Below are 13,034 nucleotides of genomic sequence, written 5' to 3' on the forward strand. Positions count from 1 at the left end.
CAATATGCCTCGGCGGCTTAGCGATTAACTAATCGGAATCGCAACAAACTGCGAGGAGCCATTACGACGAATCAGCAACATGACGGTTTGGCCCGCCTTCACCGAGGCGAGTTCCCGATTCAGTGCAGCGGCGGACCCCACCTGACTGCGGCCCACTTGCAGGACCACGTCGCCAGGACGCAGCCCAGCTTCGGAACCAGCATCACCAGGATTACGGATCAGCACCCCCTCGCCCGAACGCAGGCCAAGGCGCTGGCGTTCGCCGGCCGAGAGGTCCTGACCGACCATGCCGAGGGTGTTGCCGCTAGGCGAACCCGACGGCTCGTCGTCTGCTGAGGGCCGCGTGCTGCCACCACCACCGACGATGCCAGCATCGAGCTCGTCGACAGTTACCGTCTTTTCAACTGAGCGACCGTCGCGGAACAGGGTGACCTTGGCGCGGGTACCAGGCGCCATCGAGCCGATGATCGGCGGCAGGTCGCTGGACTCGTGAATAGCTCGACCATCGATGGCACGAATCACGTCGCCGCGTTCGATACCGGCCTTTTCCGCCGGGCTCCCAGGCAACACCTCAACAACTTGCGCCCCGCCGGTATCAGGAAGCCCCCACCCCTTCGCATCGGCGCTGCTTACGGCCTGCACCTGCACGCCCATCTGGCCACGGCTGACCTTGCCGGTCGCACGCAACTGTTCGGCCGCGCTCATCGCGACATCCATCGGGATGGCGAAGCTCACGCCCATGTAGCCGCCGGAGTTGCTGAAGATCTGCGAGTTGATGCCCACCACTTCGCCGCTGGTGTTGAGCAGCGGGCCGCCCGAGTTGCCCTGGTTGATGGCGACGTCGGTCTGGATGAAAGGCACGTAGCGCTGGTTGGCGTACGGATTGCTGCGACCGACCGCGCTGACGATGCCGGCGGTGACGGAATGATCGAGGCCGAACGGCGAACCGATCGCGATCACCCACTGGCCGGCCTTCGTGGAATTGGCCTGCGCCATGCGCAGGAACGGCAGGCCCTTGGCTTCGATCTTCAGCAGCGCGACGTCGGACTGCTCGTCGCTGCCGATCACCTTGGCCTTGAACTCGCGGCGGTCGGACAGCTTGACCGTCACCGTGTCGGCGCCTTCGACGACGTGGTGGTTGGTCATCACGTAGCCGTCGTCGGAAATCAGGAAGCCGCTGCCGAGCGAGGTGCCACCGCGCGGACTGCGCGGACCACCGGGACCGCCGGGACCACCCGGGAACGGCATGTCGTCGCCGAAGAAGCGACGGAAGATTTCCGGAATCTGCTCTTCATCCGGCATGCCGCCGCTGCGCGCGGAACGGCGCGGCGCCACTTCCGCCTGGATGTTGACCACGGCCGGTCCGACGCGCTGCACCAGGCCGGTGAAGTCCGGCAGGCCGGTCACCAGCGGCGGTGCGGGCACGGCGGCGGGCGGCGGCGCGATCGGCGTCGACGGCGGTTGCGCGGTGCAGGCGACGGGCAACGTGGCGGCGATGGCGCCAACCAGGATCAGGGAGCGGAGCGGACGGTTCATCAGGATCGACCTCGGCAATCGAGAGGACAGTGTGGGCTCGGGCGCCGTTGCGACGGCGCGAAATCGGAATGCGTCAGGAATGCGTCAGAAGCCGCGTGCGATCGCCGCGCGTCAGTGCTGCGGCGTGTCGCCTTCGCCGGACTGTGCCGTGTCGGTCGCGTGCGCCGGCTGCGGTTCGAACGGATAGAACGATGGCGAGTTGGAACTGGTGCCGAAGCTCGCGGTCATCGCGCCGCCGCCGGAATATTGCGGCAGCACGGCACGCGGCCACGGACGGCTCGCGGTCTCAGCATGTTCCGGTTTGAACGGATTGTTCGTCGAGGTCGCCGCATTCTGCGAACCGACTGCATCGACCGATGCCACGGCGACCGGCGTCGCCGAGGCCGCGATCGGCATCGCCTCGGAATTCCGGCGACTGGTACGCAGCGCGGCGCGCTGGCTCTGGCCACGCGAGGCGCGACGCTCGGCGGCACGACGCGGCACTTCGGCCACGGCCACCGCGGCGGCGCTCAATCCGGCGGTCGGATCGGGCGTGCGCGCCGGGACCGCCGGCGCGGGTGCCGGAGCGGCCGGGACCGGCTGCACCGCTGCGCTGGCAACCTGCGTGGGCGCCACGTCGGGCGTGGCCGGCGCGCTTTCGTTGGAGAACGGACGCGTCACGAACAGCGCCACCACGGCCACCGATGCGGCGAGTGCACCGCCGATCCAGCCACGACGCGACAGCGCGGGCCGGGCCGCCGACGCGACCGGTGCGGCCTGCTGCCGCGTTTCCTGTGCGATCGCCGCAGCCACACGCTCTGCGAAGCCACCGGCGGCAAGCGCCACGGCCTGGCCGCGCATCACATCGCCATAGAGCTGCCATCGACCGCACGACTCGCGCCAGGTCGCGTCGTGCTCAAGTCGCCGCAGGGCGAAGCGCGCCTCGTCGCCCTGCAGCTGGCTGTCGAACAGCGCACTGAGGGTTTCGCGGTCTTCGTTGGGACGGTGGTTGGAGGTCATCGCTGGGCAGTGTCCGCTGTGTCGTGGTCGATCAGGGGCCGCAGTTCGGCATCGATCGCCTCGCGCGCTCGGAAAATGCGCGAACGAACGGTACCGATGGGGCAACCCATCTTCTGCGCGATGTCCTCGTAGCTCAGGCCGTCCACCTCGCGCAGGGTGATCGCGGCCCTCAGTTCCTCTGGCAGTCCTTCGACCACACGCATCACCGTGCGTTCGATTTCCTGCCGCAGGAGTTCATGTTCCGGTGTGTCCGTGTCGCGCAGTCGCGTCCCCGTGTCGAACTGCTCCGCGTCCATCGCATCGACGTCGTCGGTGGGCGGACGGCGGTTCTGCGCGACGAGGTGGTTCTTGGCGGTATTCACGGCTATGCGGTGCAACCATGTATAGAACTGGGCATCGCCCCGGAAGTTCGGCAGCGCCCGGTAGGCGCGGATGAAGGTTTCCTGGGCCACGTCCTGGCATTCGCTCCAGTCGGAGATGTAGCGCCCGATCAACGCGGTGATCCGATGCTGGTACTTGCGCACCAGCGCATCGAACGCCGCGCTGTCGCCGCGCTGCACGCGACCGACCAGCTCCTGGTCCAACTCCATGTCTTTTGGCAATGTCATTTCGGCCATGCCGCGCCGGCGCTCCTGTCAGCTCGGCCTTGGCCGAACGAATGGACAGCCCTCTCGGGCGAAAGTTCAATCACGATCATTAATGGGGCCGGCCCTGCGGGCCGCAAGCGCCGTGGGTCACGGACGCCGCCGGCGGGTCCGGGAATCGCCGAGATTGACGGCGACGAAACATCCTCGGGATGATAGCGGTCTCTCCATACCTGAACGGATGGTGCCGCAATGATTGCTGGCCTCGACGGTCTCCGCTTCCAGCACTGGCAGACCGAACTGCGCCCCGATGGCGTCCTGGTGCTGTCCTTCGACAAGGCGGGAACGCCGGTCAACACGTTCTCGCAGGACGTGCTCATCGAGCTGGACACCCTGCTCGAACGCCTCGCGCTGGACCCGCCCAAGGGCGTGGTGCTGCGCTCGGCCAAGGCGTCGGGCTTCATCGCCGGCGCGGATATCAAGGAATTCCAGGCCTTCGACGAGAAGGGCACGGTCGGCGACGCGATCCGCCGCGGCCAGCAGACGTTCCAGCGTCTGGCCGAACTGCCCTGCCCGACCGTCGCGGCGATCCACGGCTTCTGCATGGGCGGCGGCACCGAGATCTCGCTGGCCTGCCGCTTCCGCGTCGCCAGCAACGACCCGTCCACGCGTATCGGTCTGCCGGAAGTGAAGCTGGGCATCTTCCCGGGCTGGGGCGGCAGCGTGCGCCTGCCGCGCCTGATCGGCGCCCCGGCGGCGTTCGACATGATGCTCACCGGCCGCACGCTGTCGGCTTCGGCCGCGCGCGCGAACGGACTGGTCGACAAGGTCACCGACGTGGCCAGCCTGCTCGACGTCGCCGCGTCGTTCGCGCTCAAGGGCGGCGCGCAGCGTCCGTTCAAGCAGCGCTTTCTCGGCTGGGCGACCAATACCCTGCCCGCGCGCAAGCTGCTCGCACCGATGCTGACCAAGCAGGTCGCACGCAAGGCGCGCAAGGAGCACTACCCCGCGCCGTACGCGCTGATCAACAGCTGGGCGAACGCGAGCGGCGGCATCCAGTCGCGCCTGTCGTCCGAACGCAAGGCGGTGGTGAAGCTCGCTTCCACGCCGACCGCGCGCAACCTGATCCGCGTGTTCTTCCTGCAGGAACGCCTGAAAAGCCTGGGCGGCAAGGACCACGGTATCCGCCACGTGCATGTCGTCGGTGCCGGCGTGATGGGCGGCGACATCGCCGCGTGGTCGGCGACGAAGGGTTTCAACGTGACGTTGCAGGACCGCGAGCAGCGCTTCATCGACGCCGCGCTGACCCGCGCGCAATCGCTGTTCGAGAAGAAGGTGAAGGACGAGGCCAAGCGCGCCGCAGTGGCCGCACGCCTGAAGGGCGACCTCGCCGGCGACGGCGTGGCTGAGGCGGACCTGGTGATCGAGGCGATCATCGAGAAGGCCGAGGCCAAGCGCGAGTTGTACGACTCGCTCGAACCGCGCATGAAGTTCGATGCGCTGCTGACCACCAACACCTCATCGATCCCGCTGACCGAGCTGCGCGAGCACATCGCGCGTCCGGTGCATTTCGCCGGCCTGCACTACTTCAATCCGGTCGCGCTGATGCCGCTGGTGGAAATCATCCACCACGATCGCGTGTCGCCGCAGACCGAGCAGCGCCTCGCCGCGTTCTGCAAGGCCATCGACAAGCTGCCGGTGCCGGTCGCGGGCACGCCGGGCTTCCTCGTCAACCGCGTGCTGTTCCCGTACATGCTCGAAGCGGCGACCGCGTTCGCCGAAGGCATCCCGGGCGCCGCGATCGACAAGGCGGCGGTGAAGTTCGGCATGCCGATGGGGCCGATCGAACTGATCGACACCGTCGGCCTGGACGTGGCCGCGGGCGTGGGCGCGGAGCTGGCGCCATTCCTCGGCCTGCCGATCCCGGCCTCGCTGTCGTCGCCGCCAGAAGCCGGCAAGCGCGGCAAGAAGGACGCCCAGGGCCTGTACAAGTGGGAGAACGGCAAGCCGGTGAAGCCTGCGCTGCCGAAGGACTACCAGATCCCGTCGGACCTGGAGGATCGCCTGATCCTGCCGCTGCTCAACGAAGCGGTCGCGTGCCTGCACGACGGCGTGGTGGACGATGCCGAACTGCTCGACGCCGGCGTCATCTTCGGCACGGGCTTCGCGCCGTTCCGCGGCGGTCCGATCCAGTACATCCGCGAAACCGGCGTCGAAGGCCTGCTCGCGCGCATGTCGATCCTGCACCAGCGCTACGGCGACCGCTTCAAGCCGCGTCCGGGCTGGGATTCGCCGGCGCTGCGGCCGGAAGCCCAGGCACCTGCCGCGGCGGCCTGACGCACAGAGCCGATACCGAAACGCGCCGTGCATGCACGGCGCGTTTTTATATGGACATCACGCCAACCAATCGCGTGCTCCGACTGGCGCACTCGGACGAGGAACACGTCGGAGTTACGTCCGGGCTACCAGCCTGACGCTTTGGAGATCGCCTTGCCGATCTCCGCTTTCGAGGCGCCGCAATCCGCGCACGACAGCACGAGCGACAACCCGCGCAATCCGCGCACGTCGCCCTGCGATGCGGCACGTGTGAAGTAGCGGACAGCTTCCAGATAATCGTTGGCGTCGAGGTGTGTTTCACCGAGCCATACGCTCGCATCGGAGCTGCCCATCTCGGACGCGCGCGTAGCCGCGTCGTGCTTCCTCGATGTCCTGCGGTCCGCCTTCACCGTGCAGTTGCATCGCCGCAAGATTGAACGCCGCCTCGGGTTCGTCTTGCCGTGCGGCCATCGCGTACCAGTGCCGGGCGGCGGTCAAGTCCTGCTGGACGTCGTCGCCAACGGCATAGGTAATCGCCAGTGCGAGTTGCGCCCGCGAATCGCCGTCCTGCGCGCGCTGCATGAGCCGTTCTCGGTCGTTCATGCAGCGTCCGTGCTCACATCGTATGCGTCGGCCGCTCCGCGTTGAGCGTGCCGGCCAGCAGTGCCTCGATCTTGCCCTTCACCGTCTCGCCCTCGGCGCTGTCGACGAACTGCACGCCGATGCCGGCGGGGCGGTTGCCCTGCGCGCCGACCGGGGTCACCCACACGACCTTGCCGGCGACCGGCAGGCGTTCGTTGGATTCGGGCAGCGTGAGCAGCAGGAACACTTCATCGCCGAGGAAATAGCGCTTGGGCGTGGGCACGAAGATGCCGCCGCCTTTGAGGAACGGCATGTACGCGCTGTAGAGCTGCGCCTTGTCCTTGATCGCGCACGACAGGATGCCCTGGCGCGCGCCGCCTGCTGCGTTCATACCACTCATCTCCTGCTTCCCCCCTCGACCCGGCCGCCACTCGCGACGCGCCAGGCCAGCAACAATTCGGTGACCGCGAGGTCCGCACGCACCGTCGTGCGCAGCAGATCCCGGGTCCGGTTCGCCTGGTCGAACCACGCGGCCAGACTGCGCGTTCGCACCGGGTCGGTCAAGCCGGCAGCCTCGGCCAGGGCCAGGTCCGCGGCATGGCGCAAGCGTACGGCCGCGTCCTCGTCCCCGACCCAGCGCTGCGCGGTCTCCACCGCGCCGGCGTCGCCCTTCGCAAGGCGGGCCAGGTCGGTGGCGACGTCGCGACGCAGCTTGAGACCTTCGTTGGCCAGCCATTCGTGCGCGAGGCCCGGATGGCCGCGGGCCGCGTCCAGCGCTTCGCGCGCCGCGGCCTCGGAATGCCCACGCGCGCGCAGCCAGGCCAGTGCCTCGTCGGCTTGCGGCAGTTTGAATTCGTAACGCTGGCAGCGGCTGCGGATGGTCGCAGGCAGGCGCGTCGAGTTCGCACTGACCAGCCACAGATAGCGGCCCGGTACCGGCTCCTCGAGCGTCTTCAGCAACGCATTGCATGCGGCGTTGTTGATCGCCTCGGCCGGATCGAGGATCACCACCTGCGCACCGCCATACTGCGGCGTCAGCGAGAGCTGCTCGGACAACTGGCGGATCTGCTCGATCACGATTTCCGTGCGCAGCCGCGTGCCTTCCTTGTTCGGGATGAAGGACACGAAGTGGTAGTCCGGATGCGTGCCCGCGTCGATCAGATGACAGCTGCGGCACGTGCCGCACGGCTCGCCGCGTGCGCCGGGGCGCTGGCACAACAGGCGCCGCGCGAGGCGTTCGGCCACCGCGCGCTTGCCCAGCTGCGCGGGTCCGCAGAACAGCAGTCCGTGCGCGAGGCGGCCCGCATCGAGCGCCGCGACCGCCTGCTCGTACACGCGCTGCTGCCAGCTTGCGAATTCCGGCGCGCTCATGCCTGCCTCCCGATCCACTCGCGCAGGTGCGCGACTGCCTGTGCAGCCACGGCCTCCTGTGGCTGCGTCGCATCGATCACCCGGAAGCGATGCGGCTGCGCCTGCGCGCGTGAGAGATAGCCGGCGCGCACGCGTTCGAAGAAGTCCTCGCGCTCGGCTTCGATGCGATCGACCGCACCGCGTCCGCGCGCACGTTGCAGACCGACGTCCACCGGCACGTCGAGCAGCAACGTCAAACCGGGCTCGATGCCGACCACGCGGCGCTCGAGTTCGGCGATGAAGTTCGCGTCGCCACCACGCGCCGCGCCCTGGTAGGCGTAGCTGGCATCGGTGAAGCGGTCGCTGATCACCCACGCGCCACGCTCCAGCGCCGGCAGGATGGTCTCGCGTACATGCTGCGCGCGCGCGGCGAATACCAGCAGCAGTTCGGCGTCGGTCGTCGGCGGCTCGTGGTGCGTGTCGAGCAGCAGACCACGGATCTGTTCCGCCAGCGGTGTGCCGCCGGGCTCACGCGTACCGACGATCTCGTCGCCGGTTTCCGCCAGCACCGCACGCAGTGCCGCGAGCACGGTCGACTTCCCGGCGCCCTCGCCGCCTTCCAGCGTGATGAAACGCGGGAACGAACGCAGCGTCATTGCCGCTCCTGCGCGCGCGCGTCCGCGGCGCGCGCCTGGCGATAACGCTGCAGGTAACGCCGCACGTTGGCGTCGTGTTCGGCCAGGGAGCGCGCGAACAGATGCCGTCCGCTGCCATCGCCGACGGCAACGAAAAACAGGTCTTCGCCCGGTGCAGGACGCGCGACCGCCTGCAGCGCGTCCACGCCCGGCATCGCGATCGGCGTCGGCGGCAGGCCGGCACGGGTGTAGGTGTTGTACGGCGTATCGGTGGTTAGGTCGCGCTTGCGGATGTTGCCGTCGTAGCTGGTGCCCATGCCGTAGATCACGGTTGGATCGGTCTGCAGCCGCATGCCGATGCGCAGGCGTCGTTCGAACAACCCGGCGATGCGCGGGCGTTCCTCGGCGATGCCGGTTTCCTTTTCCACGATCGAGGCCAGCACCAGCATTTCCTCCGGCGTCTTCAGCACGCTGTCGGACTGGCGGCGTTCCCATGCATCGGCAAGCGCCTTGTCCATACCGTCGTGCGCGCGCTTGAGTACATCAAGATCGCTGTCGCCGCGCGTGAAGAGGTAGGTTTCCGGCAGGAACCGGCCTTCGGGATGCTGACCTGCGTGGCCGAGCGCCTTCATCAGCGCCGTGTCGTCGAGCTGATCGGTTTCGTGTTCGAGTTCGGGCGAACGCTTGAGCGCCGCGCGCAACTCGCGGATGTTCCAGCCTTCGACGATGGTGAAGCGGCGATGCACCACCTTGCCGTCGCGCATCGCGAGCAGCAATTTGCGCGGCGACGTCCCCGGCTCCAGCGCGTACTCACCGACCTGCAGCTTGCCGGCGGCACCGAGCTGCTTGGCCAGCGCGCGCCATTCGAGCAGTTCGCCGCCGCGCACGCCGCTGGCGCGCAGCTTGCGCACGACGGCCGGCAGCGAGTCGCCCGGTTCCACGACCACGGTCTGCCCGGGCTCCAGGCCCGTCAGGGAGGCGTCCGCAAAACTGGTGTAGCGCTGCCACAACCAGAAGCCGGTGCCGGCGGCGGCCAACAGCAGCAGGAAGAGAAAGCCGCCGAAGCGACGTCCGGATTTGCGACTCACGAAACCTCCGTGGCGAATGCGGGATGCTCGGCGGCGAGGCGGCGTTGCAGCTCGAGCACCTGCGGGTGCGGTCGCCACGAGCGATCGCGTAACCGCGCGACCGGCAGGATACCGCGCACCGCATTGCACAGGAAAACCGCGTGCGCTGCTTCGACATCGGTCACAGCCACGCGGGTCTCGGCCGCGCCCAGGACCTGCATGGCCCAGTCCCGGCACACGCCGGCGATGCCGCAGCGGTCCACGGCCGGCGTGATCCACCCCGCATCCGACAGCACGAACAGGTTCGCCGCGGTCGCACAGACGACGTCGCCTTCGGTGCTGCACAGCAGGCCATCGTGGATGTCCGGATCGCGCCACTCGGCGCGCGCCATGACCTGTTCCAGGCGGTTGCAATGCTTGATGCCGGCCAGTGCAGGCTGCAACGAGAGACGCAGTTCGCACCAGCGCAGGTGCAATCCCGCCTGCGGCAGCGCGGGCGGCGCGTCATGGCGCGACAGTCGCCAGTACGGCGCGGCCCCTTCCGATGGCGCATAACCGCGACCGCCACCGCCACGGGTGACGATGAGCTTGAGTACACCGCCCTCGCCGTCCAGCAAGGCCTCGGCTTCGGCGCGCACGCGCTCCCGTCGCGGCAATGCGAAGCCGAGCGCATGCGCGCCGCGTTGCAGGCGTTGCCAGTGCGCAGGCCACCACGGCAACGTGCCAGCGTGCGCGCGGACGGTTTCGAACAGGCCGTCGCCGTAGGCCAGGCCCCGGTCGTCGTCCGGCCACGACGCGACCGCTTCGTCGCCGACGAAGCACCGCACGGTCGCCACGCTCATCCGCCGGCTCCCAGCGCGCGCAGCATGCCGCGTGCCTTGGCGCGCGTTTCGTCGAGTTCGCGCTGCGGATCGGAGTCCGCGACGATGCCCGCGCCGGTGCGGAAACGCAGCGCGCTGTGTCCGTCGCGGCGTTCCAGTTCGGCGCTGCGGATCAGGATGTTGAGGTCCATGTCGCCGTCGCGGTTGAGCCAACCCATCGCGCCGGTGTACGCGCCACGGCCCACGCCTTCCAGTTCGGCGATGATCTGCATGCAGCGCACCTTCGGGCAACCGGTGATGGTGCCGCCGGGGAACACCGCACGGATCACCTGACCCGGCGTCGCGTCCGTGCGCAGTCGTCCGCGCACGTTGCTGACGATGTGGTGCACGTGCGCGTAGCTTTCGACGGTCATCAGCTCGTCGACCTCGACGCTGCCCGGCGTGCACACGCGACCCAGGTCGTTGCGCTCCAGGTCGATCAGCATCACGTGCTCGGCGCGCTCCTTGGGATGGCCGACCAGTTCCTGGACACGCGCGGCATCGTCGTCGCCAGCGAAACGCGGGCGCGTGCCGGCGATGGGCCGCGTTTCGACGACATCGCCGCGCACGGAAACGAGTCGTTCGGGTGAGGCACTGACCACCGCCCAGTCGTGGTCCGCGAACACGCCTGCGAATGGCGCGGGATTGTTCTCGCGCAGCCTCTGGAACAGCGATGCCGCTTCGATCGTTCCATCGAACCGCGCGCGCCAGCCGCGCGACAGATTGGCCTGGAAGACGTCGCCCGCGGCGAGGTAGTCGAGCACGCGACTCACGCCATCGGTGAAGTGCTGCGGTTCGTCTTCGTCCAGCGCCGACGGCGGCTGCCATGCCGGCAAGGGTGGTTGCGCCGCGAGTGCCTCGATGTCGTCGAGCACGGACGATGCCATCGCCTCGTGCTCCGTTTCGACCACCAGCATCGTCTCGCCACTGGTGTGGTCGCGCAGCACTGCCGCGGGGCATCGCAATGCGAGCGCGACGGGCAGTACGCCATCGGCCTGCGGCAGACGCAGCACCGGCTCGACCTGCGCCGCGGCTTCGTAAGCGAAAAACAGCGCCCAACCGCCGCGGAATGGCCACCGAGGTTCGTCGCGCGGCACGCGTGATGTCTGCCAGCGCGCGTCTAGGGCGCGGAAGAAATCGGTCTCGCCGGTGTCGCGTTCGCCGTCGCGCACGCGGCCCTGCGCATCGAGCGTGAGGCGCTCGCCACCGGCGATCAGCAGCATGTCCCAGCGTCCCTGCGCCGTGCCGTGCGCGCTGGATTCCAGCAGCAACGGATAGCGCGCGGGCGACAGGCGCTGCAATGACAGCAGGTCGAAGGAGGCAGGCAGGGAGCGGGTCAGCAGCATCGGTCTATTGTCCGACATCCCGGCCCGGCGCGATGCATGCCACCAAAACGACGATCCCCGCCGGAGCGGGGATCGTCGAGGTCATCGCGGGCCGGCGGTCAGACGCGCTTGAACACCAGCGTGCCGTTGGTGCCGCCGAAGCCGAAGCCGTTGGACATGGCGACGTCGACCTTCTTCTCGCGCGCGACGTTGGGCACGTAGTCCAGGTCGCAGCCCTCACCCGCCTCGTCCAGGTTGATGGTCGGCGGGATGATGCCGTGGTGCAGCGCCAGCACGGAGAAGATCGCCTCCACGCCGCCGGCCGCGCCAAGCAGGTGGCCGGTCATCGACTTGGTCGAGCTGACCATCGTCTTGTACGCGTGGTCGCCCAACGCGCGCTTGATGGCCAGCGTTTCGGCCAGGTCGCCCAGCGGCGTCGAGGTGCCGTGCGCATTGAGGTAGGCCACGTCTTCCGGGTTGACGCCCGCGTCCTTCATCGCCGCGACCATGCAGCGCGCCGGACCTTCGCCGTTCTCGCTGGGTGCGGTCATGTGGAACGCGTCGGAGCTGGCGCCGAAGCCGGCGAGCTCGCAGTAGATGCGCGCGCCGCGCGCCTTCGCGCGCTCGTACTCTTCGAGGATCAGGATGCCGGCGCCGTCGCCGAGCACGAAACCGTCGCGGTCCTTGTCCCACGGACGCGAGGCCTTGGTCGGCTCGTCGTTGCGCGTGGACATCGCCTTCATCGAGCAGAAGCCCGCGACCGACGTCGGCGAGGAGCCGCGTTCGGCGCCACCGGCGACCATCACGTCGGCATCGCCGTACTGGATCATGCGCATCGCCATGCCGATGGAATGGTTGGCGGTGGCGCAGGCCGAGACGGCGGAGAAATTCGGGCCCTTGATGCCGGTCAGCAGCGAGACCTGGCCGGGCAGCATGTTGATGATCGTGCTGGGCACGTAGAACGGCGAGACCTTGCGCGGGCCGCCTTCGTTGTACTTGATCGTCTGCTCTTCGATACCGAGCAGGCCGCCGATGCCCGAGCCGATCAGCGCACCGATGCGCTCGGCGTTGGACTCGTCGACCGTGATGCCAGCGTCCTGCATCGCCATCATCGAGGCGGCGACGCCGTAATGGATGAACTCTTCCATCTTCTTCGCATCCTTCGGGTTCACCCACTGGGTGATGTCGAAGTTGCGCACTTCGCCCGCGATGCGCGTGGTGAAGCTGGAAGCGTCGAAATGGGTGATCGGGCCGATGCCGGAGCGACCATTGACGATACCGTCCCAGCTGCTGGTCAGGTCGTTGCCGAGCGGCGAAACGATGCCGAGGCCGGTGACCACGACGCGTCGGTTAGGACGATTGGACATGAAACACTCCGTCTGCGAACGCTACGCCGGCGCATGGTCCGGCTCATAAGACACGGGGCCGCAATGCGGCCCCGGTCTGGATTTTTCAAGCAACCCCGCCTGAACCAGGCGGCGGTTCACCCGGAGACGCCCGCCGCGAGGGCGGGCGCCGCGGGTCGAGGCTTACGACTTGACGTGAGCCTTCACGTAGTCGATGGCCTGCTGCACCGAGGTGATCTTCTCGGCTTCCTCGTCCGGGATCTCGCACTCGAACTCTTCTTCGAGGGCCATCACCAGCTCGACGGTGTCGAGCGAGTCAGCGCCGAGGTCGTCGACGAACGAAGCGTTGTTGGTGACTTCTTCTTCCTTAACGCCAAGCTGTTCGACCACGATCTTCTTGACGCGCTCTTCGATGCTGCTCATGGGTACTCACT

General features: G+C 68.1%; 14 protein-coding genes. 1 reads left to right on the top strand and 13 read right to left on the bottom strand.

The annotated features are described in order from the left end of the window. Positions 1–24: 24 nt before the first annotated feature. From FOF45_RS00210 to rpoE, 3 genes are all read right to left on the bottom strand, one after another. Positions 25–1,536, bottom strand: coding sequence for a DegQ family serine endoprotease (locus tag FOF45_RS00210; RefSeq protein ID WP_158982040.1), 1,512 nt, complete (start codon positions 1,534–1,536; stop codon positions 25–27). Positions 1,537–1,647: 111 nt separating this feature from the next. After that, the gene (locus tag FOF45_RS00215) at positions 1,648–2,535 is read right to left on the bottom strand and encodes a sigma-E factor negative regulatory protein (RefSeq protein WP_158982041.1); all 888 of its coding nucleotides are present in this window, start codon (positions 2,533–2,535) and stop codon (positions 1,648–1,650) included. Next, complete coding sequence (gene rpoE, locus FOF45_RS00220) at positions 2,532–3,152, bottom strand: RNA polymerase sigma factor RpoE (RefSeq protein WP_158982042.1); 621 nt, start codon at positions 3,150–3,152, stop codon at positions 2,532–2,534. Before rpoE ends, FOF45_RS00215 begins: the two co-directional genes overlap by 4 nt. Before the next feature lie 219 nt (positions 3,153–3,371). Here rpoE and FOF45_RS00225 point away from each other — a divergent pair, with 219 nt between their 5' ends. Further along, positions 3,372–5,456: a 3-hydroxyacyl-CoA dehydrogenase NAD-binding domain-containing protein gene (locus FOF45_RS00225; RefSeq protein ID WP_158982043.1), complete on the top strand. Its 2,085-nt coding sequence runs from the start codon at positions 3,372–3,374 to the stop codon at positions 5,454–5,456. 125 nt (positions 5,457–5,581) lie between these two features. On the opposite strand, the gene FOF45_RS00230 is transcribed toward FOF45_RS00225, so the two are convergent. The 10 genes from FOF45_RS00230 to acpP all read right to left on the bottom strand — a co-directional run bounded on the left by FOF45_RS00230 (position 5,582) and on the right by acpP (position 13,023). Then, entirely contained in the window at positions 5,582–5,788 is a 207-nt protein-coding gene (locus tag FOF45_RS00230) for a tetratricopeptide repeat protein (protein ID WP_158982044.1), read from the bottom strand. After that, positions 5,754–6,038: a tetratricopeptide repeat protein gene (locus FOF45_RS00235; RefSeq protein WP_158982045.1), complete on the bottom strand. Its 285-nt coding sequence runs from the start codon at positions 6,036–6,038 to the stop codon at positions 5,754–5,756. Before FOF45_RS00235 ends, FOF45_RS00230 begins: the two co-directional genes overlap by 35 nt. Positions 6,039–6,051: 13 nt before the next feature. After that, entirely contained in the window at positions 6,052–6,417 is a 366-nt protein-coding gene (locus tag FOF45_RS00240) for a PilZ domain-containing protein (protein ID WP_158982046.1), read from the bottom strand. Further along, positions 6,414–7,388 carry a DNA polymerase III subunit delta' gene (locus FOF45_RS00245; protein ID WP_158982047.1) on the bottom strand — a complete coding sequence of 325 codons (975 nt, stop codon included), beginning with the start codon at positions 7,386–7,388 and terminating at the stop codon, positions 6,414–6,416. Before FOF45_RS00245 ends, FOF45_RS00240 begins: the two co-directional genes overlap by 4 nt. Further along, positions 7,385–8,023 (bottom strand): dTMP kinase, encoded by a 639-nt coding sequence (gene tmk, locus FOF45_RS00250; RefSeq protein WP_158982048.1) that lies wholly within the window; start codon positions 8,021–8,023, stop codon positions 7,385–7,387. The genes FOF45_RS00245 and tmk overlap by 4 nt, the downstream gene beginning before the upstream one ends. Then, positions 8,020–9,090, bottom strand: coding sequence for an endolytic transglycosylase MltG (gene mltG, locus FOF45_RS00255; protein WP_158982049.1), 1,071 nt, complete (start codon positions 9,088–9,090; stop codon positions 8,020–8,022). The genes tmk and mltG overlap by 4 nt, the downstream gene beginning before the upstream one ends. Next, a complete protein-coding gene (gene pabC / locus FOF45_RS00260; protein WP_158982050.1) occupies positions 9,087–9,911 on the bottom strand; it encodes an aminodeoxychorismate lyase in 825 nt (274 codons plus the stop codon). Before pabC ends, mltG begins: the two co-directional genes overlap by 4 nt. Beyond that, entirely contained in the window at positions 9,908–11,275 is a 1,368-nt protein-coding gene (locus tag FOF45_RS00265; RefSeq protein ID WP_158982051.1) for an aminodeoxychorismate synthase component I, read from the bottom strand. The genes pabC and FOF45_RS00265 overlap by 4 nt, the downstream gene beginning before the upstream one ends. Before the next feature lie 98 nt (positions 11,276–11,373). Continuing rightward, positions 11,374–12,621 carry a beta-ketoacyl-ACP synthase II gene (gene fabF, locus FOF45_RS00270; protein WP_158982052.1) on the bottom strand — a complete coding sequence of 416 codons (1,248 nt, stop codon included), beginning with the start codon at positions 12,619–12,621 and terminating at the stop codon, positions 11,374–11,376. A 162-nt stretch (positions 12,622–12,783) separates the two neighbouring features. Next, on the bottom strand, positions 12,784–13,023 hold the full coding sequence (gene acpP, locus FOF45_RS00275; RefSeq protein WP_031373652.1) for an acyl carrier protein: 240 nt from the start codon (positions 13,021–13,023) through the stop codon (positions 12,784–12,786). Positions 13,024–13,034: the final 11 nt, after the last annotated feature.

The organism is Lysobacter panacisoli (assembly GCF_009765165.1).
GTDB classification, from domain to species: domain Bacteria; phylum Pseudomonadota; class Gammaproteobacteria; order Xanthomonadales; family Xanthomonadaceae; genus Lysobacter_J; species Lysobacter_J panacisoli.